The 23498-nt window shown below is 66.1% G+C and carries 21 protein-coding genes, 1 tRNA gene and 1 pseudogene; 14 read left to right on the top strand and 9 right to left on the bottom strand.

Going from position 1 to position 23498, the window contains the following annotated elements; all coding sequences use genetic code 11:
• Window positions 1–2948 (bottom strand): MFS transporter (locus EXQ71_12225; protein MSO88262.1); only part of this gene is annotated, 2948 nt, incomplete at its 3' end.
• Window positions 2795–4987, bottom strand: a complete 2193-nt coding sequence (locus tag EXQ71_12220; GenBank protein ID MSO88261.1) for a hypothetical protein — start codon at window positions 4985–4987, stop codon at window positions 2795–2797. The genes EXQ71_12225 and EXQ71_12220, both read right to left, overlap by 154 nt.
• Window positions 4988–5145: 158 nt before the next feature.
• Between EXQ71_12220 and EXQ71_12215 the strand changes: the two genes are divergently transcribed.
• Window positions 5146–6729 (top strand): peptide chain release factor 3, encoded by a 1584-nt coding sequence (locus EXQ71_12215; protein ID MSO88260.1) that lies wholly within the window; start codon window positions 5146–5148, stop codon window positions 6727–6729.
• A gap of 9 nt (window positions 6730–6738) precedes the next feature.
• On the opposite strand, the gene EXQ71_12210 is transcribed toward EXQ71_12215, so the two are convergent.
• Window positions 6739–8214: an alpha/beta hydrolase gene (locus EXQ71_12210; GenBank protein MSO88259.1), complete on the bottom strand. Its 1476-nt coding sequence runs from the start codon at window positions 8212–8214 to the stop codon at window positions 6739–6741.
• A gap of 62 nt (window positions 8215–8276) precedes the next feature.
• Here EXQ71_12210 and EXQ71_12205 point away from each other — a divergent pair, with 62 nt between their 5' ends.
• Complete coding sequence (locus EXQ71_12205) at window positions 8277–9512, top strand: cytochrome P450 (protein MSO88258.1); 1236 nt, start codon at window positions 8277–8279, stop codon at window positions 9510–9512.
• Window positions 9513–9524: 12 nt separating this feature from the next.
• On the opposite strand, the gene EXQ71_12200 is transcribed toward EXQ71_12205, so the two are convergent.
• Window positions 9525–10031 carry a PaaI family thioesterase gene (locus tag EXQ71_12200; GenBank protein MSO88257.1) on the bottom strand — a complete coding sequence of 169 codons (507 nt, stop codon included), beginning with the start codon at window positions 10029–10031 and terminating at the stop codon, window positions 9525–9527.
• 23 nt (window positions 10032–10054) lie between these two features.
• Here EXQ71_12200 and EXQ71_12195 point away from each other — a divergent pair, with 23 nt between their 5' ends.
• The gene (locus EXQ71_12195) at window positions 10055–11644 is read left to right on the top strand and encodes a hypothetical protein (GenBank protein MSO88256.1); all 1590 of its coding nucleotides are present in this window, start codon (window positions 10055–10057) and stop codon (window positions 11642–11644) included.
• Between the two features lies 1 nt (window position 11645).
• On the opposite strand, the gene EXQ71_12190 is transcribed toward EXQ71_12195, so the two are convergent.
• Window positions 11646–12500, bottom strand: a complete 855-nt coding sequence (locus EXQ71_12190; GenBank protein MSO88255.1) for a D-alanyl-D-alanine carboxypeptidase family protein — start codon at window positions 12498–12500, stop codon at window positions 11646–11648.
• A gap of 146 nt (window positions 12501–12646) precedes the next feature.
• Here EXQ71_12190 and EXQ71_12185 point away from each other — a divergent pair.
• The 6 genes from EXQ71_12185 to EXQ71_12160 all read left to right on the top strand — a co-directional run bounded on the left by EXQ71_12185 (window position 12647) and on the right by EXQ71_12160 (window position 16964).
• Window positions 12647–12723 (top strand) — tRNA-Ala (locus EXQ71_12185).
• A gap of 191 nt (window positions 12724–12914) precedes the next feature.
• A complete protein-coding gene (locus EXQ71_12180; GenBank protein ID MSO88254.1) occupies window positions 12915–13226 on the top strand; it encodes a hypothetical protein in 312 nt (103 codons plus the stop codon).
• A gap of 247 nt (window positions 13227–13473) precedes the next feature.
• A complete protein-coding gene (locus EXQ71_12175; GenBank protein MSO88253.1) occupies window positions 13474–14958 on the top strand; it encodes a cryptochrome/photolyase family protein in 1485 nt (494 codons plus the stop codon).
• Entirely contained in the window at window positions 14958–15581 is a 624-nt protein-coding gene (locus tag EXQ71_12170) for a hypothetical protein (protein MSO88252.1), read from the top strand. The genes EXQ71_12175 and EXQ71_12170 overlap by 1 nt, the downstream gene beginning before the upstream one ends.
• 221 nt (window positions 15582–15802) lie before the next feature.
• Window positions 15803–16351, top strand: a complete 549-nt coding sequence (locus EXQ71_12165) for a hypothetical protein (GenBank protein ID MSO88251.1) — start codon at window positions 15803–15805, stop codon at window positions 16349–16351.
• A gap of 238 nt (window positions 16352–16589) precedes the next feature.
• Window positions 16590–16964, top strand: a complete 375-nt coding sequence (locus tag EXQ71_12160; GenBank protein MSO88250.1) for an MscL family protein — start codon at window positions 16590–16592, stop codon at window positions 16962–16964.
• Between the two features lie 54 nt (window positions 16965–17018).
• On the opposite strand, the gene EXQ71_12155 is transcribed toward EXQ71_12160, so the two are convergent.
• Complete coding sequence (locus EXQ71_12155; GenBank protein MSO88249.1) at window positions 17019–17528, bottom strand: cytidine deaminase; 510 nt, start codon at window positions 17526–17528, stop codon at window positions 17019–17021.
• Window positions 17529–17707: 179 nt separating this feature from the next.
• Between EXQ71_12155 and EXQ71_12150 the strand changes: the two are divergent.
• Window positions 17708–17950 (top strand): annotated as a pseudogene (locus tag EXQ71_12150) (carboxymuconolactone decarboxylase family protein).
• Between the two features lie 293 nt (window positions 17951–18243).
• Here EXQ71_12150 and EXQ71_12145 read toward each other — a convergent pair.
• On the bottom strand, window positions 18244–18594 hold the full coding sequence (locus EXQ71_12145) for a YbjQ family protein (protein MSO88248.1): 351 nt from the start codon (window positions 18592–18594) through the stop codon (window positions 18244–18246).
• Window positions 18595–18728: 134 nt separating this feature from the next.
• A complete protein-coding gene (locus tag EXQ71_12140; protein MSO88247.1) occupies window positions 18729–19739 on the bottom strand; it encodes a hypothetical protein in 1011 nt (336 codons plus the stop codon).
• Window positions 19740–19795: 56 nt separating this feature from the next.
• On the opposite strand from EXQ71_12140, the gene EXQ71_12135 reads away from it, so the two are divergent.
• The gene (locus EXQ71_12135; protein MSO88246.1) at window positions 19796–20185 is read left to right on the top strand and encodes a carboxymuconolactone decarboxylase family protein; all 390 of its coding nucleotides are present in this window, start codon (window positions 19796–19798) and stop codon (window positions 20183–20185) included.
• Window positions 20186–20205: 20 nt separating this feature from the next.
• Here EXQ71_12135 and EXQ71_12130 read toward each other — a convergent pair whose 3' ends face one another.
• Window positions 20206–20928: a hypothetical protein gene (locus tag EXQ71_12130; protein ID MSO88245.1), complete on the bottom strand. Its 723-nt coding sequence runs from the start codon at window positions 20926–20928 to the stop codon at window positions 20206–20208.
• A 24-nt stretch (window positions 20929–20952) separates the two neighbouring features.
• Here EXQ71_12130 and EXQ71_12125 point away from each other — a divergent pair, with 24 nt between their 5' ends.
• The 3 genes from EXQ71_12125 to EXQ71_12115 form a co-directional block, all read left to right on the top strand.
• Complete coding sequence (locus tag EXQ71_12125) at window positions 20953–21531, top strand: TetR/AcrR family transcriptional regulator (GenBank protein ID MSO88244.1); 579 nt, start codon at window positions 20953–20955, stop codon at window positions 21529–21531.
• A complete protein-coding gene (locus EXQ71_12120) occupies window positions 21528–22730 on the top strand; it encodes a cytochrome P450 (protein ID MSO88243.1) in 1203 nt (400 codons plus the stop codon). The genes EXQ71_12125 and EXQ71_12120 overlap by 4 nt, the downstream gene beginning before the upstream one ends.
• On the top strand, window positions 22730–23498 hold a 769-nt coding region (locus tag EXQ71_12115), incomplete at its 3' end, for an SDR family oxidoreductase (protein MSO88242.1). The genes EXQ71_12120 and EXQ71_12115, both read left to right, overlap by 1 nt.

The following is a 23498-nucleotide window of genomic DNA, read 5'->3' as shown; positions in this document are numbered from 1 at the left end:
CGGATGCGCAGGAGTAGCGGTCCCAGCGCCTCGGCCTCCCGCTGGGCAATGCCCGAGGAGGGTTCGTCGAGCAGCAGCACCCGGGGGCGATGGGCCAGCACGCAGGCCAAGTCCACCACCCGTCGGCTGCCGGTGGACAACTCCCGGACGTACTTGTCGGCGTAGGCTTCCAGGCCGAGCACTTCGATGAGATCGTTGACGCGTTCGTGTACCTTCTGTTCCGAATCCATGACGGCCGGCAGATGGAGCGCGGCGGCCACCGGGTCACGGACTTCCACCGACCGTTCGCAGGCCACCGCGATGGTTTCCACCACGGTGAGAGCGGGGAAGAGCCGACCGTCTTGGAAGGAGCGGCCCAAGCCGAGTCGGGCGCGGCGGTCGGGGGCGAGACCGCTGATGTCGTCGCCATCGAGCCACAACCGGCCCGCGGCGGGTTGGAAGCCGGAGAGCACGTCAAACAAGGTGGTCTTGCCGGCCCCGTTGGGGCCGAGGAAGCCGAGGATTTCCCCCGGCGCAACGTCGAAGGTGACGTCGCGCAGGGCGTTGATGCCGCCAAACTTCTTGGTGATTCCCTGCACCGAAAGACGCGGCACCACCGGACTGGAGGGCTCGGCGAGGGAGGGAGTTGGCTCTCGACGGGAGGGAACCGCCACGGGGGGAGCGACGGTGCGGACGCGGCGGCCACCCTCGAGATCGGTGGCGCCCTCGAGGAACACCGATCGGAACACGTCGGGCCGGTTCAGTAGTTCGGCGGTAGGACCATTGAAGCGGATCTCGCCCTTCTCCATGAAGTAGGCGGTATCGGCGACGGTGAGGGCAACGTTCACCGACTGCTCCACCAGGATCACGGTGGTGCCGCCGGCTTTGAGGGCTTCAACGGCTTTGAGAAGTTCGGCCACCACGGTGGGGGCGAGGCCGAGAGAGAGTTCGTCGATCATCAGGAGTCGGGGTTTGGTGAGCAGGGCCATGGTGATCGTGAGCATTTGCTGCTGGCCGCCACTCAAGGCGGCGGCGGGCTCCGATAGGCGGTCTCGCAGCACAGGGAACTGGAGCAGGGCGTGGTCTAGCGACGCGGCGCGACGGTCGCGATCGGGCTCGAGCCACCCAGCCAGCCGGAGATTTTCGGCCACGGTAAGCGACGGGAACACCCCCTGGCCGCCGGGCACGAGCACCACTCCCCGAGCGGTGATTTCATGCGCCGGGGCGTAGGTGGCGTCGCGGCCGTCGAAGACCACTGCGCCGGCCGCGGCCGGCACCACACCCGCAATGGCTTTCAACAAGGTGGACTTTCCGGCCCCGTTGGTACCAAGCAGGGCCACCACTTCACCCTCGTCGATCTCAAAGTTGACGTTGAAAAGCACCTGAACGCCGTCGTAGGCCACATCAAGGTTGCGGACCAAAAGCAGTTTCACTTCTCCCTGTTGGCGTTGGTGGAGCACCTCGGCCTGGGCGGCCGTTGAGGTCCACACCTTGGAGATGTCGGCCTTCACATAGATCGAAGCCGAGGAGAGAATGGCGGCACCGATGAGGAAGACGGGGACCATCACCAACAGGCCCACGCGAATGCCGTAGCGATCCGAGAGCCCGCCGATGACGTAGAGCATGATGAGGCCCGGCAGTACGAATAGCGAGGCCATCGAATAGCCCAGCGATCGCACCTTGGGCGGGATGGTGAGCGAAAGTGAGGCAAAGATCCCCGGGGCCAACAGAGCCGAGAGGCCCGACACCAGGACGTTGGCCAGCACCGCCACCGCGACCACCGGGGCCAGGGCAAAGACCACCCACGCCCCCGCGATTCCTACGGCCACCACTGAGAGGAGGCGCAGGCCCGAGCCGGGATCGCGAGCCATGAGGCGAGCAGCGAGGGGGATGCCCAACATGATGCCCACGAGTTGGGCGGGTTCGGTGATGGCCGCCACGAACCCTCGTTGCGCCTCATCAAGGTTGAAGACCTGGGCGTAATACAGCGAAGTGAGGCTCACGAGGCCAATGACCGACGCGGCCAGGAACGGAAGTGAGTACCAGATGCGCCGGAGTGTCCGGATCTGCCACAGGATGCGTATGGATTCAGCCCATGACGGTGGCAGTTCGTCGGTGGCGATCACCGCCGCCGAGGCTCCCGCCGCTTCCCGTTCGAAGTGGCCCCGGCCCGGTTCTTTGAGTCGGAGCCCGAGCACCACGAACACGATGCTCGGGATCACAAACACGAAGAACGGCACGCGCCACCCAAACGCCTGGGCCAACAGGCCTCCCACCAAGGGGCCGATGAAGGCTCCGAGGGCGTTGGCCATCCGATGGAAACCGAATACCTCCGTGCGCTTGTCGATCGGGTAGAGGTCCGAGAGCAGGGAGTTGTGGGTGGGGTTCACTACCGCCCGGCCCATACCGGACCCCATCCGGGCGAACACGAGAACCCACAGCACCCCCGCCAGTCCCGTGAGCACCCCGAATAGTGACCAGACCGCCGCCCCGGCCACGGCAATGCGGACCCTCGGCATGCGATCGGCGTAGTAGGCCAGCGGCACCTCGAGGAGCAGGCCACCGAGCAGGGTGACCGCGATCAGGCTCAGGTAGCCCTGGTCGGTGAGGCCGAATTCATCTCGGATCTCTGGTCCCACGATGCCGAACAGGGTGCGGTCGAGTTCGTCTACCGCGTTCAGCCCGAACAGCACCAGCAAGGGGAAGGCGGGGTGGCCCCCGGTGATCTCGTTGAGGTAGCGACGCGGTGGTCGTGGGGCGTGCACGGGGGTGTTGCGAACGTGAAATAACACCCGGCGATCGGCTACCGGCGCGATCACGACCGCCCCTCGCTGGCGAGATCGTCGAATTCGGGGCGATCCACGGCATCGGCGATGGCCTCCGCCATCTCGGGCGTTACATGGAACGCCTCGGACTTCCGATCGGCGAGCAGGCTGGGCACGAGGATCTGGCGGCGCTTCGCCACCCACCGGAGGCCGAGGTCCCTCGTCTCGGACAGGCCCGCCCCCAGACCACCGGGGAGCAGGAGCAGGATGGCCAGCAGGCCAAAGCCGGTGGCCAGAAAGCGATACTCAGGGAGCATGTAGTACTGGAGCGAGAACACGTAGATCGTGCCGATGACCGCCCCTGGGATCGAGCCAAGTCCGCCGATCACCGCGATGGAAAACACCCGCAGGCTCGCTTCGGGGCTGAACGGGTTGCCCACGATGTTGCTGGAGAAGCCATGCTGGTGGTGCACAAACAACACCCCGGCCATGGCGGCAATGAAGCCGGAGAAGGCGAAGCCAGAGAGCATGGTGCGCACGGCGTTGACGCCGTAGGACTCCGCCGCCCGGGGGTTCTCCCGCAAGGCAATGAGGACCCGGCCGGTGCGGCTGTGACGGATGCCCTGGAGGAGTCCGATGGAGAGCGCGAGGACAGCAAGGGCCAGTCCATAAAAAGACGTTTCCGAATCGATGGGGATGCGTCCGAACAACTGCGGCTCGATGCGGAACCGGCCGCGGGGCACCCAGGAAAAGAACTCTGGGTTGAGGAGCCAGTAGAGCGTGGCGGATGCCAGACCGAGGGTGATCACGGCCAGCGTGAGGCCGCCGGCCCGGGCCGCCGGTAAGCCCACCACCACCGCCACCAGAGCGCCGGCCAGGCCACCGACCAGCAACGCGATGGCCAAATCGCCCCCGGCCGACTGCGTGATCCATCCGCCCGCCGCCCCCCCGATGGCGGCGAAGGCCATCTGGCCCAGGCTCACGTGGCCCGCCCAACCGGTGAGCAGTACGAGCGAGATCGCCACGGTGGCGATGATGGCGGTGTCGGTAGCGATCGAAAGTTTTCCCGCCGGGAGCAGGAAGGGCAGGGCGATCGCCGTGAGGCCCACGAAGCCAAGGAGGGCGTAGCGAACGGCCTGGATTTCCGGCAGGCGGCGCAGTTCGCCAGGGATCGGACGGATCTCTCGGACCGCTTGCCAGGTAGACACGATGTCATCGTCGACGCGATTCCCGCGACGCCGACGGTTCACGGCGATGGCGACCACGATGATGACGAAGATCACCGGAAAGACGTAGATGTCTCTCCCAGTGGAGTACACGATGGACTGCTCCACGATCCCCAGGCCCACCGCCGCAGCAGTGATACGGGGGAAGTTGTCCATGCGCCCGATCACGGCCGCAGCCAACGCCCGGACCAAAACCGTGACCCCCAGCACGGTGCCGATGGGCACGCTGATCACGCCGGCCCGGAGAAACACCGTGGCGAAGGCCAGCACGCTGGTCATGATCCACACGGTGGTCTGGATCCTCCCGACGGGGATGCCGAGCATGGCCGCTCGGTCCGATCGTTCGGCCACGGCCCGAATGGCCATGCCAACCCGGGTGGTCCGCAGGAACCAGGCCAAGCCCCCCAGGAGTAGCGGGACGAGGAAGAACACCATCAGATCGTTGTTGTCGAACACCACGCCGCCGAGGTTGGCGGTGATGTCGAAGGGTGGAGTGATCTGGGGGGCGCCGAGTGCTTCGAATCCGAACCACCCCGGCATGAACAGAGCGAGGGCAGCGAGTAGTTGCGCGATGCCGATCGTGGCCACCGTCAAAATGAGCCGGGGCGATCGAGAGAAGCGCAGGATGAACAACTTCTGCACCAGGAAACCCAGGACGATGGCCGCCCCGAGCCCCACGCCCAGGGCCACGAGATAGGGCAGACCGGTCATCCAGTCCGGTGGTCCGCCCGGCTGGTCCGGGGCCAGTAGGAGGATGGCCAAGATCGCCGGGACTACGCCCAGGTCGCCCTGGGCAAAGTTCACGATCCGGTTGGCCCGATAAATCAGGGCGATACCCACGGCGAGTAGGGCGCTGATGCCCCCGACGAGGGCCCCTTGCAGGATGATGCCCACCGTGGGGTGCCACACCACCACGGCCAGAGCCGTGAGGAACACGAGGGGGCTCAGGGTGTCGGTGAGTCGTCGCACCAGCGCAACAAAGGGAGTGGGTGGCGGCGAGTTTTCGGAGTCCCCCATTCCGCTTGACCTCTCCCTTTTCTCAGGCAATCGCGGGTGCGCCAGAAACCTAGACCATCGGTGGAGACCGAGACTCTGGTGCCACCGCCACCAACACGGCGACGTCGCCCTCGGGTGTGGGTTCGCTCTCACCGAGCCCCATCGGGTGGACTGTTCTCATGTTGGAGCCCCATGACGAAGCCGCCCGGCGGCGGACCTTCGCCATCATCAGTCATCCCGATGCGGGCAAGACCACCCTCACCGAGAAGTTTCTCCTCTACGGCGGCGCGCTGCAGTCGGCCGGGGCGGTCAAGGCGCGTGGCGAGCGGCGGCGAGTGACCTCGGACTGGATGGAGATGGAGCAGAAGCGCGGGATCTCCATCACCTCCACCGTGCTGCAGTTCCCCTATCGCAACTGTGTCCTCAATCTGCTCGACACCCCCGGTCACCGCGATTTCTCGGAGGACACCTATCGGGTGTTGGCCGCCGCCGATGCCGCCATCATGGTGCTTGATGCCGCCAAAGGCATCGAAGCGCAGACCCTCAAATTGTTCGAGGTATGTCGCGAGTGGAACCTCCCGTTACTCACCTTCATCAACAAGTGGGATCGGCCCGGGCGCGATCCTCTGGAGTTACTTGATCAGGTGGAGGCCCAACTGGCGATCGTGCCCACGCCGGTGACCTGGCCGGTGGGTATTGCCGGCGATTTTCGCGGTGTGGTGGATCGACGGAGCGGGACCTATGTGCGCTTCACCCGCACCGCTCGGGGCGCCACCGAAGCAGGCGAGGAGGTGGTGGAGGCCGCCGATGCGGCCGTCGAGGAAGGTGACGCCTGGCGGGTGGCCGCCGATGAAATTGGCTTGCTCGACGAGGTGGGGGCTCACGCCGACCCGGAACGCTTCCGCAACGGGGAGGTCACCCCGGTGTTCTTTGGCTCGGCGCTCACGAACTTTGGCGTGCGCCTGCTGCTGGATGCGGTCATTGATCTCGCCCCTCCTCCGCAGCCGCGCCTGGACGTGGAGGGCCACGCCCGGCCGCTCGACGCCCCGTTCTCGGCGTTCGCTTTCAAGGTGCAAGCCAATATGGACCCCAGTCACCGCGACCGCATCGCCTTCGTGCGGGTGTGCTCGGGCAAGTTCGAACGGGGGATGGTGGTTACCCACGAACCCACCGGAAAGCCCTTCGCCACCAAATACGCCCACTCGGTGTTCGGGCAGGAACGCGACACCATCGAGGAAGCCTGGCCCGGTGATGTGATCGGATTGGTGAACGCCACCGATGTAAAAGTGGGTGACGCGCTGTATCTCGACGGGCCGGTGGAGTTCCCGCGATTGCCCGAGTTCGCGCCCGAGCATTTCGTGATCGCTCGGGTAATCGACACCGGGCGTTTCAAGCAGTTCCGGCGGGGCATTGCGCAACTCGATGAGGAAGGTGTGGTGCAGGTGCTGCGCGATCAGGACCTCGGCGATCAGGCCCCCATGCTGGCGGCGGTGGGGCCGATGCAGTTCGAGGTGGCATCGCACCGACTCGAGCACGAGTTTGGGGCGCCCACGGAATTGAACCCCACCACCTGGCGGGTGGCCCGCAAGACGGACGAAAGCAGCACCGCATCCCTGCGGGCCCTGCATGGGGTGGCGGTCTACGCCCGAGCCGATGGAACCCGCTACGCCCTTTTCGAGAGCCCCTACTGGCTGGCCCGGGTGGAAGGTGACCACCCCGAACTCCTTCTCGAGCGCCTGGTGGCCGAAGGTACGGCGGGGTAGCGCGGGGTTTTAGTTGCAGGTGGTGCCGTTCTCGGGCACGACGTTGTTGATGAGGTAATCGGTGACGAGGTCGTCGATGCAGTCTTTGCCGTCGCCCACCACGGTGTGGCCGTCGCCCTCGTTGGTGATGAGGACGCCGCTGTCCAGTGTTTCGGCCACCGCCACGCCTGCGGCGTAGGGCGTGGCGGGATCGCCGGTGGTGGAAATCACCAAGATGGGCGGGGCTTCGGGGGCAGTGACAGCGTCGAGCGGCACCGGGGCTACGGGCCAGTCGGCGCAACGCAGATAGTCCAACACGAGAGCTTCCCCGAAGTGGGGAGCCGTTTCGGCCACCGAGGTGGCGGCGGTGAAGAAGGCCTCGGGGTCGCCGCTGGGCCAAGAGAAATCAAGGCAACTGACGGCGAAGTAGACCTCGAAGCCCGACGCCTCGAGGTAGCCGTCGGCGAGGTCGACGAGGCCGCTACCGTCGCCGCCGAGAGCGTCGCTCACTGCCTGATCGAGTTGGGACCAGAGGTCCTCGGAGTACATGGCGTAGCTGATACCGAGGCTGGCTTCGCCCGGACCGGCCGGCCGGTCGGCCGCCGGCGCGGGGATGCCTCCCGGTTGTTCGGCGAGCGCAAGCACCTCTTCCACTGATGCGAGAGCGTGGCCGCGAGCGGGGCATTCGGGGTCGGCGTTGCAGCGGGCCGCGTAGCGGTTGAGCCCGGTTTCGAAACCGAGGGCCTGATCGCCGGCCTGCTGGAGACCGGAGGGCCCCAGGGGCACTGCGCCGTCGAGCACCATCTTGTTGATGTGGGAAGGGAACAGGCGGGCGTACTCCTGGCCGATGGCCGTGCCGTAGCTGTAGCCGAGGTAGCTGAGGCGTTCATCGTCCATGGCGGCCCGGACGGTGTCCATATCGCGAGCGACGTCGGTGGTGCCGAGGTGGGCGAGCAGATCGGGGTACTTCTCGGCGCAATCGGTGACGTACTTCTCGGTCACCTCCAGGATGGCGGCACGGTCGGCGGGGCTATCGATGGTGGGGTCCACGCCGTAGAGCTCGATGAGATCGACTCCACAGCTGATGGGCGTGCTACCACCGACGCCGCGGGGGTCCATGCCGAGGATGTCGTAGTGCTCGGCCACATCGGGAAGCAGGTTGGCGACGGAGCTAGCGAGGTCCGAGGCACGAGCGCCGGGGCCACCCGGGTTGACGAACAGGGCGCCGTAGCGTTCGCCCTCAGCGGGGACGCGGGTGATGTACAACTCGATGGTTTCGCCGTCGGGCTTGCTGTAATCCAGGGGTACGGCCAGCGTGGCGCACTCCACGCCGTCGCAGTCCTTCCAAGAAATCGGCGCGGGAGCGAAGGCACCGGCCGGCGTGGACGCTGGCCCACCGCCAGTGGGGGAGGCATTCGGATCGGTGGGTTGGGTGGATTCCTTCGCGCAGGCGGCGGCGAGCAGAAGGAGCGCGATGCTCAGCGCCACGCGGGGGTGGGGAACCATGGTCCTCGAGGGTAGACCGTCACCTCGGCCTGGTTGGGTCGGGCAAGTAACAGTTGTTATTGGTGCTCGCTACAGTGGATCGCTTGGCAGCCACGACCCCTCGCCCGCCGATCGACCTGTTGCGTCCGGAGTTCTACGGCGACCTCGATGGGATGCACGAGGCCTTCACGTGGATGCGAGCCAATGAGCCGGTGTATCGCTGTGAGACCTCGCAGATGTGGGGGGTGACTCGCCACGCCGATGTGCTCGATGTGGAACACCGCAGTGAGGTGTTCTCCAGCGCCGGAAGTTACCGATCGCTCCAGAACCTCAGCGAAGACAACATGATCGCCCAGGACGACCCGGGTCACCTCCACCAGCGGCGCCTCATTGCGCGCCGCTTCACCCCCAAGGCCGTGAAGGCCACCGAAGAGGTGATGGTGGGCATCATCGATGATCTGGTGGCTGCCTTTACCGACGGGGTGGCGCCGGGGGAGCACGGCCGCATGGAGGCGGTCACCGCTCTCGCCGCCGCCCTGCCGGCGCGCCTCACGGCCCATTTGCTCGGTTTCCCCGAGGAGATATGGCCGGAGATCAGATCATGGTCGGAACGTCTCATGCGCTACGACTCAGTGCCGCACGACGAAGCCATCGCGAGCGACTTTCTGGCGGCGATCGGTGAGTTCGTGGCGGTACTGCAAGCCACGGCGGCGGAGCGCCGAGAGTGCCCGGCCGAGGACATCGTGTCGGCGTGGGTGCAAGGCGAGGCCAACGGCTGCCCGATGGACGAGTCCAAGATGGTCAACGAGGCGGGTCTGCTCATCAGCGGCGGCGCCGAAACTACCCGCACGGTGATTGCCCGCTCGCTCATGGTCTTTGCGGAGCATCCCGATCAGTGGGAGGCCCTGTATGAGGATCGTTCGCGACTTCCCGCCGCGGTGGAGGAGATGATCCGCTGGGTAACTCCACTGAACAACATGTTCCGGGTGGCTACCCGTGACGCGGAACTGGCGGGCACGGCCATCAAGGTCGGGGATCGTTTGGCCTTGCTCTATCCATCGGCGAACCGCGACGAAGGGGTGTTCACCGATCCCTTCACGTTCGACATCGGCCGGAGTCCAAACCCACAGATCGCCTTCGGGTTCGGCACCCACTTTTGTTTGGGCGCATCGCTGGCCCGCTTCGAGTTGCGCCTTCTCATGGAGACACTGGTGGCCACCATCACCGATCTGGAGGTGCTGGCCCCGCCCGAGATCGAGCCCAACATCTTCGTAGGGGCCGTGCGCAACCTGGAGATCGGCTTTCGCCGCCGGGGGTAACCGGCGGTGGAATCAGCGAGGGGGGCGGATGGCGTAGGTCAGGGTAGCGTCGGCGGTCAGTGTGCCCGAGGCGGTGCGAACCTCGGCCCGGCAGAACACGAGGGTGCGACCGCGGTGGTCAACCCAGCCTTCGGCCACGGCATCCTCCTGCACCACGGTGCCGATAAAACGAACGTCTAGTTGCACGGTGAAGTAGCCCCAGCCCACGGCGTAGGCCTGACCCACGGCGGGCACCACCACGGTGTCCACCAGGGTGGCGATCGCCCCACCGTGCACCACCCCGAGTGGTTGATCGAGTGTGGGTTGGTAGGGGAGGCGCATGCGGGCATAGTCCTGTCGCACCTCCTCCAGCACGAGGCCAACGTGGTGGGGGAAATAGATGCGCCCCCGTCCGTCGGGGAAGTTGGCCCAACGGGCCGCCAGCGCGTCCCCAAGGGGTTCGAAACGATGGGCATGTTGCGGGTCCATGGCGGCGAAGTTACCGGCCAACTCGCCGGTGGGTGACCGCTTTGCGCTCAAGCCCGCCAGTACGCTTCCTCGCAATGTCTCAAGATCGGCGGCGTCGCCTCACGTTGTTCCTTCTGGCCCTGGCCAGCGTCGTCGTGCTGCTGGCCAGCGTGGGGGTGGATCGATTTACCGGTAAGGCGGCGCCGGAAGCATCACCCGACACCGACACCTCGTCGACCTCCACGACCGCCGAAAAGGGTAGCGACCCGGACAAGAAGAAAAAGGATCCGGGGGTCTTCACCACGGACTATCCGGGCCTGGCCGATCCGGCGGGCTTTATGAAGCCGTATCCGAATGCCACCGTGCGCGGGCTCCTGACCTTCCGGGGAAACCCGTCTCGGAGTTACTACGGCCAAGGCCCGGTACCCGCGGCCCCTGCGGTGCTGAAGCGCTTCCCCGATGAGGCGATGTGTCGTTCGTCGGCGAATCTTGGTACCACCAAGGTGTGGTGCGGAATGGGTTGGACGGGCCAGCCCACCATTGTCGAGCGCGACGATCGCACTTGGGTGATCTTCGGCGGCTACGACGGTCACATCCACTTCATGGATGCCGACACCGGCGAACGGATCCTTCCCGACGTGGTGACGGGCGACATCATCAAGGGCACTCCCACTATCGACCCCGATGGCTACCCGCTGGTCTATTCCGGCTCGCGCGACAACTTCCTACGGGTGGTGGCTCTCGACCGCCCCGGTACCTCCGAGGTGCTGTGGAAGCTCGATAGCGAGTCCACCTGCCCCTGCCTGTGGAACGACGACTGGGACTCCTCACCTATCATCCTTGGCGATTACATGGTGGTAGGCAGCGAGAGCAGCCGCTTCTGGGTGATCAAACTCAATCGGTCTTACGACGCTGCCGGCCTGGTGCAGGTAGCCCCGGAGGTGGTGTTTTCCGACCAGGTGTGGGATCAGGAGGTGCTCGCCGCCAATGGCGATGAGCATGCGTCGATCGAAAGTTCCGTCACCGTCGTGGGCGACATGGCCTACTTCGGCACCTCGGCGGGGCTCATCTGGGGGTACGACCTCTCCGGGCTCAAGGACGGCCGGACCCCCACGAGGGCGTTCCGCTTCTACACCTCGGGCGACAACGATCCTTCGATCGTGGCTGACGAGGAGGGGATGCTCTACGTGGCGGGTGAGAACGACCGGCCTGGTCCGCGTTCGGTCGAGGTGGGTCAACTCACCAAACTCGATCCGTCGAACCAGGCCAACCCGGTGGTCTGGAAGTTCAATGAGACCTCGGGGCAGGGCGGTATCTACGGCACCCCCGGGGTCTTCGGCGACACGATCGTGGTGACCAGCGATGCCGGTCGCCTGATTGCTCTCGACCGGGCCACGGGCCAGGTGAAGTGGGAGCGTCAACTCCCCGGGCCGGCGTGGGCGAGCCCGGTCATCGTGGACGATGTGCTGCTCATCGGTGATTGCCTGGAGGGCAACTTCCATGCCTTCGATGTGTCCGACCCCGACGTGGTGCCGCCGGAACTGTGGTCGGTGAACCTGGGGGGGTGTGTGGAAGCCACCCCGGCGGTGTGGAAGAACCGTGTCTATATCGGGAGCCGGGCGGGCTACCTCTACATACTCGGCGACGGCGAGGTTGCCACCCCGCCCACCACGTTGGGCGGCTGAATCAGGGCGACGGGGCCACCGTGGTGGTGGTCGTGGTGGTGGCGAGGGGCCGCGGTTGCAACTGCCAGAGGTACTCGCGCAGGGTGAGACCCGAATCGATGACGTCGGCGGCCAGTTGTCGGCCTATATAGCGCAGATGCCAGGGCTCGTAGTCGAAGCAACTGCGTTCCTGGGACTCAGGGGGGTAGCTGATGACGAAGCCGTATTTGAAAGCGTTGGTGGCGATCCATTGCCCGGTGAGCGAAGCGCCCCAGGCCTGATCCACATCGCGGGCACCCTCGGTGACTACATCAACGGCGGTCCCGAGTTGGTGTTCGGAGTGCCCCGGCCGGGCCACTCGACTGCCGGCTTCGGCGGCGCCGAGTTCGTCGACTCGACGGTCGAAGAGGTCGGTTTGGCGGGAGAAACTGCGGTAACCGGCCAGAATGCCGATGGGGGTGCCATTGGCGGCGGCCGCCTGGCGGAGGGCGTCGAGGTCGGCGAGCACGAGTTCCCGCAAGGCCACCCCTTCGGTAAGGGGGAAACCGGCGTCGGCAATGTTGCGAAGGTCGGGGGGGCCATAGGACGCCGGGATGGCCCGCTCGGTGTCCACCAGTAACGTGGCCCAGTTGGCGTTGGGGTCCTCGAGCACCTGGAGCTCGCCCTCCGCGCAGGCCGGGGGTGGGGCGATGGTGGTGGTGGTGGTGGTGGACTCGGTGGTGGCCGGAGCGGCCTGTTGGCTGCCGTCGTCTCCACCCGCTTTGGCGAGTTGCAAGATGGCGATCGTGAGGAGAAGAGCAAAGGTCAGGGCGATGACCCTTCGGAGCCGGTAGACCTCGCTGGTTTGGCGGCGGTGGGCCGGCGGCGGGGGAGGCATCGCCGTTCAGCGTAGGCAGCCAACCGATCCTGTCTCTAGTCAGGCGGGTGGACACGCTGGTTTCCGGCGCCGAGTGAGGTCCTACCGGGGGCGAACGATCGCCAGGTCGGGAACCCCCGCCGAGCCAGGTATCATCGGCCGGTCTCGGGGGCGTAGCTCAGCTGGCTAGAGCACCTGCTTTGCAAGCAGGGGGTCGTGGGTTCGAGTCCCATCGTCTCCACCATCGTCTTCTCTCTCCAACCCGGCGCGACGTGCGCTAGCGCCGGGGTTGCGCCTACTGGCTTCGAGCCAGGGGTATTCCACGTCCGTTCGGGGCCCTTGGCGCCAAGGGAAACGATGCATCGGGCGGCGGCGGCCATCCGGCTTCGGCGGTGGCACCGAACAATAGGTCCAACCCACAACTGGAGGAATATTATGAAACGTAAGATCCTGACCGGTGTCGCCGTCGCGGCAATGTCGCTGGTTACCCTGGGTGGTACTGCCGACGCGGCCCCGGCAACGCAAAACACGGCGTGTCAGAAGGCCGGCCTCGGCACGTTGAAGAGCCTCGGGCTGCTTCCCGCTGTCGCCCGGGGTGGCATCGAGGTCGTCGGAGTCGGTGTGGTGGACTTCCCGACCGTGCTGAAGTTGCACCGCACGCAGCCGGCTTTGTTCCAAACCGGTGGAGTGTCCGTGGTGGTGCCCGGCCTCGGTGAAGTGCCCGCTACCTGGTGTAACGGAGTCTGATCGCCCCTCGGTCCTACCTTGGCGTCGTCGCTGACGCGAAGGCAGGACCGTTGGTTGGCCCGGTTCATGCTCCCGGCGTCTGGGCTTCGTTTCCCCGCATTTTCGGCGGCCCGCAACGGTCGTTGGGATCTTGTTCATGGCTGTGAGTGCGTGCATCAGCAGCCCATCGCCTTCTGGAGTTGACCCGGGACCTTGGGCAGTCCGTTGGAACTCTCGATCGCGGGACGTCGCCGGTAGGTTTGGGGCGGTGAAAACGATCTGGGTGCTGGGTGACCAACTCAATCGTGGCCTCGGTCCGCTTCGAAACGCGGATCCGGCCACGGCTCGGGTTCTGATGGTGGAGAGCAGCGCGAAGTTGGCCTCCAAGTCGTGGCATCGCCAGCGGGCCCACCTGGTCGTGTGCGCAATGAGGAGATTCGCGGCGGAGTTGGTGGCGGAAGGGTTCGATGTGGACTACCGGTGCTCCCCGACCCTGGCCGGGGGACTGCGGGCTCATCGGGCAGAGCACAGTCCGTCGCGGGTAGTGGCCATGGAGCCGGCGTCGTTCGACGGGTTGGCTCTTCTCCGTCGGTCGGGCGTTGATGTGGTTCGGTCCGACCAGTTTCTCTGTCACTACGACGAGTTCGCCGCCTGGGTGGCGGATCGACGCTCGGCGAAGATGGAGGACTTCTACCGGTGGCAGCGCACCCGGCTCGGCTACCTGATGGACGACGGCCAACCGGCCGGAGGTCGTTGGAACTTCGACGCCGACAACCGTGAGCGGCCACCGAAAGACGGGCGGGCATGGCCCGAACCGCTCCGGACCCCGCTCGACGACCTCGATCGCGCCGTGCTCGCCGATCTCCCGGCGTCGTGCTGGGGAAGCGACCCCGATGGCACGTGGGCCACGTCACGCTCCGAGGCGTTGCGACGCCTCCACCATGTGATCGAGGTGGTGTTGCCGGTCTTTGGGCCTCACGAGGACGCCATGTTGTCGACCAGCTGGCACCTGGCCCACACCTTGCTAAGCCCGTACCTCAACCTCGGTCTGCTGCTGCCGGGGGAGGTCTGCGACTCAGCCGAAGCAGCCTTCCGCCGGGGCGACGTGCCGATCGCGTCGGCCGAGGGGTTCATTCGGCAGGTCATCGGATGGCGCGAGTACGTGTGGGGCCAGTACTGGCAGTGGATGCCCGAGTACCGGGGTGCCAACGAGCTCGCCGCCCACCGACCGCTCCCACCGGTCTTCTCGGGGGCACCTACCCAAATGCGCTGCGTCAGTCACGTGATCGGCGACATCGACGCGCACGGCTACACGCACCACATCGCCCGCCTGATGATCCTGGGCAACCTGGCCCTGCTGGCCGGGGTGGATCCCTGGGAGATGACCGACTGGATGTGGTCCAGTTTTGTGGACGGCGCCGAGTGGGTGATGCTCCCCAACGTGGTCGGGATGGCCCTGTACGCCGACGGGGGTCGCATGGCCACCAAGCCCTATGCGGCCGGTGGTGCCTACATCGACAAGATGAGCGACTACTGCGGTCCCTGCGCGTACGACCGACGGCAGCGGGTGGGCCCCGACGCGTGCCCGTTCACCACCTTGTACTGGGCGTTCCTCGACCGACACCAGGAACGCTTCGGCCGCAACGCCCGGGTGGCCAGGCAGGTCCACGCCGGGAAGCGACTCGGCGATCTCCAGGAGGTTCGGGCCCGGGCCGACGACGTGCTCGCCGCCCTCGACGCTGGCCGCCTGTGATGCCCCGCCCACGCGTGCTGGTCGTGGGGGCCGGGGTCGCCGGGCTCACCGCCGCCCGGAATCTGTCTGACTCCTATGACGTGGTGGTCCTGGACAAGGGCCGCGGGGTGGGAGGTCGCCTCGCCACCCGCCGGATCGGGGATGCCACCTTCGACCACGGCGCCCAGTTCATCACCACCCACACACCCGAGTTCGCCGAGGTCGTGGCCGGCTGGGAGCGCGCCGGCGTGGCCCGGCCGTGGTTCCAGGGTCGGATCGGCCCCGGTGGGATCGTCGACCCCGACGGGCACACCCGGTTCCGCGGCGTCGCCACCATGAACGCCATCGCCAAGCACCTCGCCGAGGGACTCGACGTCCGGGTCTCCAGCCGGGTGGTCGCCCTGGACCCATCCGATGCCGGCTGGCGGATACGGCTCGATGACGCCGCGGAGCTAGCGGCGGCCGTCGTCGTGCTCACCGCCTCCGCCATCGCGAATCCTCACGAGAGAGCTGTTCTACACCGGCGTGACCCGAGCCCAGCAGCGGCTCACCGTCGTGGCCAGCGAAGCGTCCATCCGGCTGGCCGTCGAACGGCGCGTCGCCCGAGCGTCAGGGTTGTATCAGCGACTGACCAGCGGCGCTGAGACCATCTGACGGGTCCGTTTGCGAACCGGCGAGAAGCGACCGCATGGCGACCCCTCCGGGGAAGGTCGTGAGCACGACCCCGCCCGCCACAGGCTCTGCACGAAGGCTCCCCGTTGAGCATCTCGCAGCCGAGTCTCGCTTGGAACTTCGACCCCCCGGATGAGTTGACCCGGTGGTCCAGGGCATCGAGTGGGGACGACTGATCAAATACCATCGAGTCATGCCTACCGGTCGCCAGCGCCCAGTCGATGAGATTCCTGTGGCGCACACCCCACCGGGTGGATTCGGCGGCACCTTCCCCGAGCCGGTCCTTGAGGGTTGCACCGAGCCCATTGTGGAGGGAGCGCCGGACCTGCGCGGATTGTGGCGCGCCGTGGGCGCCGAACGCGCCGGGGTCCCGGTGGCCCACGATGATCCAATCCTCACCTACGTCGAACGTATAGAGCAATGTGCGGACCGAATCATTGACATGGGGGGCGGAACCATTGCCGATGCCCGAGCCGATGGTACGGAAGAGCGAGGGGTGCATGACGTTTCGGTGTTCGACTTCACTACCCCGATCCACGTGATCGCCACCTACGAGAACGACGCGTTCGTTCTGCGTCCCGTCGGCATCCCAGGCCTCGAGGTAACCCGAAGGCTCGATGCCGAGGGACGAATGGTGTGGACGAGGCCGGATGGCGGTGGTTTGGTGGTCACGCTCGAGCGGGTGGGAGACGGCTCCGGCACTCCCGCCAACACCTTCCTGGGGCCCAGGCGATCCGGCTGATTCCGCCCGGGGAGTCAATCCCGGTCGGTGGTGGTCGCAAACCGGTAAAGCGGGTCGCATGACGATCTCGGAAGCCCACGCGGTCTCAGGTTTGACCGCCGTTCCCCCGTTTCACCCAGGGCGCCCCAGCGATTAGCCTTGGGAGGGTCAGTTCGGCCAGCCACCGGGTGTGGAAAACGCAGACACTAATGCGGATGCTCGGAGCATCTCGGACGATGCCTCCCAAAGGACACGATTCATGATTGCTGGTTTCAGGAAGTTTGTGGTTCAAGGAAACGTCGTGGACATTGCCGTTGGCGTTGTCATCGGCGCCGCGTTTGCCGCTCTGATCAAACAGTTCACCGAGTCCTTCATCACCCCGCTCATCAAGATGATCTCCGGGGCCGGCCCAACGGGGGGGACATTCACCATCAACGGTCAGGTATTCGACTACAGCGCCTTTTTCAGTGCGGTGATCACGTTCGTGATCACCGCTGCGGTTATCTATTTCGCAGTCGTCGTCCCGATGAACGCGCTGAAGAACCGACGGAACGCTGGTGTTGCGGACGAAGACGTTCCCCCCACCCCAGAGGAACGGATGGTCGAACTGCTCGAGCAGATCGCCCAGAAGTAGCCACCGAGCCGACGGCACACCTACCGGGGTGGGCGTGTCTCTGCACTCCGAAGATCACGCCTTGTGGGGGCCTCGAGGTAAGAGGTCGCCCAGTACGGCGCGCTCGTTCGTGCCGTCGGGATCTACAGCCACGACCATGAGATCGCGGCCACCGAGCTCCAGCCCCACCTGAAGACACGCTCCACAGGGAAAGGTGAGCGCTCCGCTTGTTCGGGGTGATGCCACCACCAGAGCCGTGGGCCGCTCCCCCGAGGCGATGGTGGCGAACAACGCCACTCGCTCGGCGCACATCGCCAGGCCTAGCGACACGTTCTCAACGAGCGCGCCCGTGACGATGGTGCCACTCGTGCTCCGCACCGCCGCGCCCATGCGGAACCCCGAATAGGGCGCATAGGCTCGCTGTCGCGCCACCAGCGCGGCTTCGATCAACTCGCTGATGTCCACCGAGCCTCCGCAGGGGCCGATCCGACGGTGACACCGCGAGGGGCAGGGCACCGCCGGTAGGGCACAACCGCGATCCAAGCCATGCCCGAGGGTATCGGGGACGACCGCGGGTGATGACATTTCACCCCCGCCGAGTTCGGGGTTGGCCCGGGTGCCCGGGTGGGCCTGATCGAAGCGCAAGCCGCACCCGACCGGCCGGGCCAAACGAGGTCGAGATTCCGGCACTCCTTCGCGCGTCATCGGCAACCTTTAGCGTAGGCACCGAGCTCGCGTGGCCCACTACGGGGAGCGAACCACCGATGGGAGACGACATGGACAGCGATCCTGACAAGCGTCAGCGGGGCCTCGAGGTGATGGCCTCGGTCTACGGATGGCCGGGCGTGGGAGACGGCCCGGGGGATTTCTTCGGGTACACCGTGGAGCACCTCTTCGCCGAGATCTGGGAGCGAGAAGGACTCTCGTATCGCGACCGTCGCCTGCTGTTGATCGGCCTGCTGGTGGGTCGGGGAATGGACGACGTACTCGGTTTGCAACTCGAGGCGGGCGACGAGGACTACGTGATGGCTGCCTCCCAGCAGGCCGCCGCCAACGCCGGCGCGCTGGATCACATCGTCTTCGGACGCAACGAACCGACGCTGCACCACTACCACAACACCTACCGGGCGAGGCTGGGCATGGATCCACTCCCTCTGTTCGCCGCTGAGGATGTGGGCGCAGTAGTCGGCTAGGTGCTGACCTTGGCGCTACCGCGACCTCGCCGCCGATATCGACGCGCGGTTCGGCCCGGCCGATGGCGACTGCTCGGCGGGGTGGCATGGAGCGCTGGCGATTGGGGTCAGTCGAGCGTGATGGCAGTGCCGTAGGCCATGATCTCCGCCATTCCCTGATCCTGGCCCGCCGTTTCGGTGGAGTCGAAGCGCAAACCCACCACGGCATCAGCACCTAATGCTTGGGCGTGCTCCCCCAGGCGGTCCGCCGCAACGCGGCGGGCCTTCTCCAACGCCAGGGTAAAATCCTTCACTTCACCCTTTTTAATTCCCTTGAACTGGCCGATCAGGCTGGTTTCCGCGCCGCTAGATCGGACGATCAGCCCGAACACCGGGCCCAGGAATCTCCCGGTGACGCGGCCGGGGATGTCGTTAGTGGTGGACACCGGAAGCGGAAGTTCTTCTTGGAGGTCGGGCATTCGAGGGGTTCCTCCAGCTGGTTGGTTGAGTTATGTACCCGCTGGACGGCACGGATGCCTGAGCATTTTGCTATCACAGGCAAGGCGTGTGTGGAACCCAGAGAGGGAGTGCGACGCGTGGCCTCGGGGGGGGTTCAGAGGTGGGCGGAGGGACGCAGGTCGATGGCAGCAGGTAGTTGCCCTTGGGTCAGCACGTCGAGGCCGAGGGCGAGCTCAATGGTTTTGAGGAGGCTGGCGTGGGAACCGGTGACGTTGGTGATCGCTCCAGATCGGGAGGTGGGGGCGATGAGGATGTTGGGAACCGGGGCGTCTTCGTCGTAGAGGACCACCACGAGGGTGGAACCCTGGCGGTAGGTGGCGCCATCGAGGATGGGAGTAAGGATGGATTGAGCCCACCGATCAACGGTGCGGTTGTCGCAGTCGTGGCCGTCGTGGCAGAGGTCGGGCACCACAAAGGCGAAGGTGGGGAGGTGATCGGGGTCCAGCGCGTTGAGCGGAAGGACCTCTTCCTGGCAGTACTCGTGGTCCCCTCCGCCGTAGTAGTAGAGCGCCGGGATGTGCCGCGGCACGTTCCCCTCGGCTGAGCATGTCTCGGTAGCACCGTCCACGTAGGTGCGAGGGGTTCCTCCGGCCGAGCGGACCTGGCGAAAAATATTGTTGTCGGTGGAACGACATGTTGCGGACGGCTTGCACCCATCAACCGTGGCGGGGTTGGCGACCCCCGAGGTGATCCCTATGTACTGACTGAGGCTGGATTGGGAGGCGGTGGTTTCGTTCCACTCTGGGTAGTAGCCGCATGTGTTGGCGAGGCGGTGCAGGAACGGCATGGTCTCGGCCGAGAAGCCCGGGCCCACCGCCGGGGTACGGCCGCCGGTCCACGTGCGGTTTTCCTCCATGAGTATCAGCACGTGTTCGTAGCGGTCCGGCGGGGTTGTGTCTCTTCCGCAGGGCTCGGCGGCGTTGATCGGGAGATTCCCGGCCGCCGGCGCGGAGGTCACGGTGGGGGTGACGGTGGCCGGGGCCGAGCGCAAGCCACACCCAGCCAGCAAGGCCACCACCCCCCCGAGGATGCCGAGGACCACGCATAATCTGGCCCCCTGGTCCCGGCGAGGCCGAGATCCCGTTGCCCCGCTGCGCGCCACCATCGCCCCTAGCGTAGATATTCAGCCTTGCGTGGGCCACTATCGGCCGCAAACCAACGATGGGAGACGACATGGACAGCGATCCCGACAAGCGTCAGCGGGGCCTCGAGGTGATGGCTTCGGTCTACGGGTGGCCGACCGTGGGAGACGGCCCGGGGGATTTCTTCGGGTACACCGTTGAACACCTCTTCGCCGAGATCTGGGAGCGAGAAGGACTGTCGTATCGCGACCGTCGCCTGCTGTTGATCGGCCTGCTGGTGGGTCGGGGAATGGACGACGTACTCGGTTTGCAACTCGAGGCGGGTTTGGGCAACGAGGAGTTATCGGCGCACGAACTGCGGGAGATCGTGATCTTCCTCACGCACTACGCCGGTTGGCCCAGCGGGGCCAAGATGAACAGTGCGGTCGAGACCCTCATCGCCACCGCCGCCAAGCGCGCCGCCGAGTGATCTTCCCGTGTCCTTAGCGGTTAGTTGATCTGCACGTTGGTGGTAGACGGGGGCAGGTGGGGGGTGCCGTCTCGCATGGGGGGGAACTGGAAGGTTGCCGCCGTGGTGGCGCGGGTCATCGTGGTGATGGGTGGTTCTTCGAGCGTCACGTTGTCGTCGTCGATGGTGATTTCCCAGCGACAGTGCGGTACGCGATCGGCCGGTAGACGGGGCGGGCGGTGCACATGGGTGATATGCGCTTTGGGGTTCACAGCCTGCGCAGTGGGGTCGAAGGTGGCGTCTTCGATGGTGTGGCACATGCCGGTGATCGCCCGCTCTCCCCAGGGCTCCACATCCATCAGTGCCCCGCACGACCGCAGTTCGAAGAACCCGTGCGTGTCGTCCACTACCTCGTAGCGCACGTCGAGATAGTGGTGCGGGAAGCCGGGATCGAGTTGCAGCGACTTGAAGATGGCCTCCACGCCGTCGCCCTGAATGCCCAGCGCCGCTCGCAGTCGCTCGTTGTAGATAGGTGATGCACCGCGCCACTCTTCGATGGCCAGTTCCTCCACTACCTCTTGCCCGTATTTGATGCCGATGGCGGCGCACATCGAGCGATCAAGCAGGTGCACGATCATGGCGTACTCGCGCACCAGGCGCACCAGGGCTTCCTTGGACAGGTCCTCGTAGCGGAAGTCTGGGTCGAAGGGCCCGCTGTAATCGGGTCGGTCGGAGAGGTTCTCAGGGTGGTTGCTGGGCGGCATAAGGCGAGACTACTGTCTGGACACATGTCCAGTACGGCGGTTCCGGCCCCTGCTCGCCGCGCCGCGGCAGGCCAAAGATCAGATCGGGTTGACGCCCTCGTGGACGCAGCCATGACCGAACTCCGACAGCACGGCTACGACGGCCTCACCGTGCGCAACGTGGCGCGCCGAGCCCAGGTTTCGCCAGCCAGTGCGTACACCTATTTCGCCTCCAAGGATCACCTGGTGGCCGAGGTGTTCTGGCGGCGCCTGCAGCGGCTACCGGCGCCTCCCAGTAGCGGTTCGTTAGGCGAACGATTGTCGTGTGCTCTCGCCAACCTGTCGTTGCTCATCGCCGAGGAACCCGCCCTCGCCGCCGCCTCCACCACCGCCGTTCTCGCCGCCGATCCCAACGTGGATCGGCTACGCGGTCGCATCGGGGCCGCCTTCAACGACTACCTCGCCAGCGCGCTCGGGGCGAGCGCCAACCCCGCCGTGTTGCGGACACTGAACCTGGCCCTGGCGGGTGCATTGTTGCAGGCGGGAATGGGGTATTTCACCTACTCAGAACTAGCCGACCGGATGGACGAAGTGGCCGTGTTAGTTCTGCGGGGGGCGGCATGACGGCGCTGGTCTACAACCCCTACCACTACGAGATGCACGAGGACCCCTTCCCTACCTACCAACGTCTGCGCGACGAAGCCCCGGTGTATCGCAACGACCGCGACAGTGGCGGATTTTGGGCGCTATCGCGACACGCCGACGTGGTGGACGGTTTTCGCGACAGCGCCCGCCTCTCATCGGCCCACGGGGTATCGCTCGATCCGGCGGCCTCCGGGCCGCATGCCCACCGAACGATGTCTTTTCTGGCGATGGACCCGCCCCGGCATGGTCGGATGCGGGGGCTCGTATCGCGAGGCTTCACGCCGCGCCGAGTAGCCGAACTCGAACCCCGTATTCGTGAACTCACCCGCTCGTACCTCGAGGTGGCGATCGAACAGGGAACCTTCGATTTTGTGGATGACCTGGCCGGCAAACTTCCGATGGATGTGATCAGCGAACTGATCGGCGTGCCCGTGGCCGACCGCGCCGAACTGCGCCGCCTGTCGGACCTGTTGGTGCACCGGGAGGAAGGCATGGACGACGTGCCCCCCGCCGGGGTGGATGCCGCTTTCGCCCTGGTGGCCTACTACGCCGACATGCTCAGGCAGCGGCGGATGGCGCCCACCACCGACCTCACCTCGGCCCTCCTCGCCGCCGAGGTAGACGGCGACCACCTGACCGACGATGAGATCATGGGCTTCCTGTTTCTCATGGTGGTGGCCGGGAACGAGACCACCACCAAACTGCTCGGCAACGCCTGGTACTGGGCGTGGAAAAACCCCGATCAGCGGGCTAAGCCCTTCCGGGATCCGGCGCGGGTGCCAACCTGGATCGAAGAGACACTGCGGTACGACACGTCGACGCAGATGCTGGCCCGGATCGCCACCGAGGATGTGACCCTGCACAACACCACCATTCCTGCGGGTGACCGCGTGCTGCTGGTCGTCGGATCAGCCAACCGCGACGAGAGGGTCTTTGCGCAGGCCCACCGCTACGACCTCGACCGGCCGGAGCGCGAACTGCAACAGATCGCCAGTTTCGGGTTTGGGCGGCACTTTTGCCTCGGTGCCTCCCTGGCCCGTCTCGAGGCGCGAGTGTGTTTGGAAGAACTGGTGGCCCAAGTGGCCCACTACGACATCGACCCCAGCGGCATCCGTCGGGTTCACAGCGTCAACGTGCGCGGGTTTGCGGCCCTGCCCACCACCGTGGTGCCCCGCTGATGCCGCGCTTCCCCCCTCATCCGGATCGTCGGGCCGCGGTAGTCACCGGATCGTCGGCGGGCATCGGAGAGGCCACTGCGCTGGCCTTAGCGGAGGCGGGTCACCCGGTGGTGCTGGGCGCCCGTCGCCTCGAGCGATTGGAGGCAACGGTGGCCACCATCCTGGCCGCCGGCGGCGAGGCCGTCGCCCTGGCGCTCGACCTCACCAACAACGCCTCCATCGACCACTTTGCGGCGCAGGCCGAGGACCGGCTCGGTCCCATTGAGGTGGTGGTGTCCAACGCCGGTGACGTGCTCCCCGCCTCGGCGTTCGGAGTTGACCCCGACGACTTCGCCCGACAGGTACAAGTGAACCTGGTGGGGGCCCATCGGCTGGTGCGGCGTTTGGGACCGGCCATGGTGGAGCGTGAACGCGGCGACATCGTGTTTGTCACCTCCGACGTGGTGCGGGTGCCGCGCACCTACATGGCGGCCTATGTGGCATCCAAGACCGGGCTCGAAGCTCTGGCTCGCGCCCTGCAGATGGAGACCGAGGGCACCGGAGTGCGGGTGAGCATCGTGCGACCAGGGCCGGCCTCCACCGAGCAGGGGGCCAACTGGCCGACGGAGAAAATCGATGAGGTGATGGCCGATTGGGAACGCTGGGGCATCATGCGCCACCACGGCTACCTGCGGCCGATGGACGTGGCCCGCGCCGTGATGGCGGCGGTGTCGACGCCTCGCGGCACCCACCTCACCCTCATCGAGGTGGAGCCCGAAGCCCCCGTGG

Source organism: Acidimicrobiia bacterium (genome assembly GCA_009694375.1).
Taxonomy (GTDB): Bacteria; Actinomycetota; Acidimicrobiia; order Acidimicrobiales; family VFJN01; genus VFJN01.
Note: the sequence above shows the minus strand (reverse complement) of the source record. Positions and strands in the feature narration are given on the sequence as shown.

Bases quoted from the DNA above. Each gene is read 5' to 3' on its own strand.
- EXQ71_12220 (MSO88261.1), bottom strand. From the start codon at position 4,987: ATGGGGGACTCCGAAAACTCGCCGCCACCCACTCCCTTTGTTGCGCTG.
- EXQ71_12215 (MSO88260.1), top strand. From the start codon at position 5,146: ATGTTGGAGCCCCATGACGAAGCCGCCCGGCGGCGGACCTTCGCCATC.
- EXQ71_12210 (MSO88259.1), bottom strand. From the start codon at position 8,214: ATGGTTCCCCACCCCCGCGTGGCGCTGAGCATCGCGCTCCTTCTGCTC.
- EXQ71_12195 (MSO88256.1), top strand. From the start codon at position 10,055: ATGTCTCAAGATCGGCGGCGTCGCCTCACGTTGTTCCTTCTGGCCCTG.
- EXQ71_12190 (MSO88255.1), bottom strand. From the start codon at position 12,500: ATGCCTCCCCCGCCGCCGGCCCACCGCCGCCAAACCAGCGAGGTCTAC.
- EXQ71_12180 (MSO88254.1), top strand. From the start codon at position 12,915: ATGAAACGTAAGATCCTGACCGGTGTCGCCGTCGCGGCAATGTCGCTG.
- EXQ71_12170 (MSO88252.1), top strand. From the start codon at position 14,958: ATGCCCCGCCCACGCGTGCTGGTCGTGGGGGCCGGGGTCGCCGGGCTC.
- EXQ71_12165 (MSO88251.1), top strand. From the start codon at position 15,803: ATGCCTACCGGTCGCCAGCGCCCAGTCGATGAGATTCCTGTGGCGCAC.
- EXQ71_12160 (MSO88250.1), top strand. From the start codon at position 16,590: ATGATTGCTGGTTTCAGGAAGTTTGTGGTTCAAGGAAACGTCGTGGAC.
- EXQ71_12155 (MSO88249.1), bottom strand. From the start codon at position 17,528: ATGTCATCACCCGCGGTCGTCCCCGATACCCTCGGGCATGGCTTGGAT.
- EXQ71_12145 (MSO88248.1), bottom strand. From the start codon at position 18,594: ATGCCCGACCTCCAAGAAGAACTTCCGCTTCCGGTGTCCACCACTAAC.
- EXQ71_12140 (MSO88247.1), bottom strand. From the start codon at position 19,739: ATGGTGGCGCGCAGCGGGGCAACGGGATCTCGGCCTCGCCGGGACCAG.
- EXQ71_12135 (MSO88246.1), top strand. From the start codon at position 19,796: ATGGGAGACGACATGGACAGCGATCCCGACAAGCGTCAGCGGGGCCTC.
- EXQ71_12130 (MSO88245.1), bottom strand. From the start codon at position 20,928: ATGCCGCCCAGCAACCACCCTGAGAACCTCTCCGACCGACCCGATTAC.
- EXQ71_12125 (MSO88244.1), top strand. From the start codon at position 20,953: ATGTCCAGTACGGCGGTTCCGGCCCCTGCTCGCCGCGCCGCGGCAGGC.
- EXQ71_12120 (MSO88243.1), top strand. From the start codon at position 21,528: ATGACGGCGCTGGTCTACAACCCCTACCACTACGAGATGCACGAGGAC.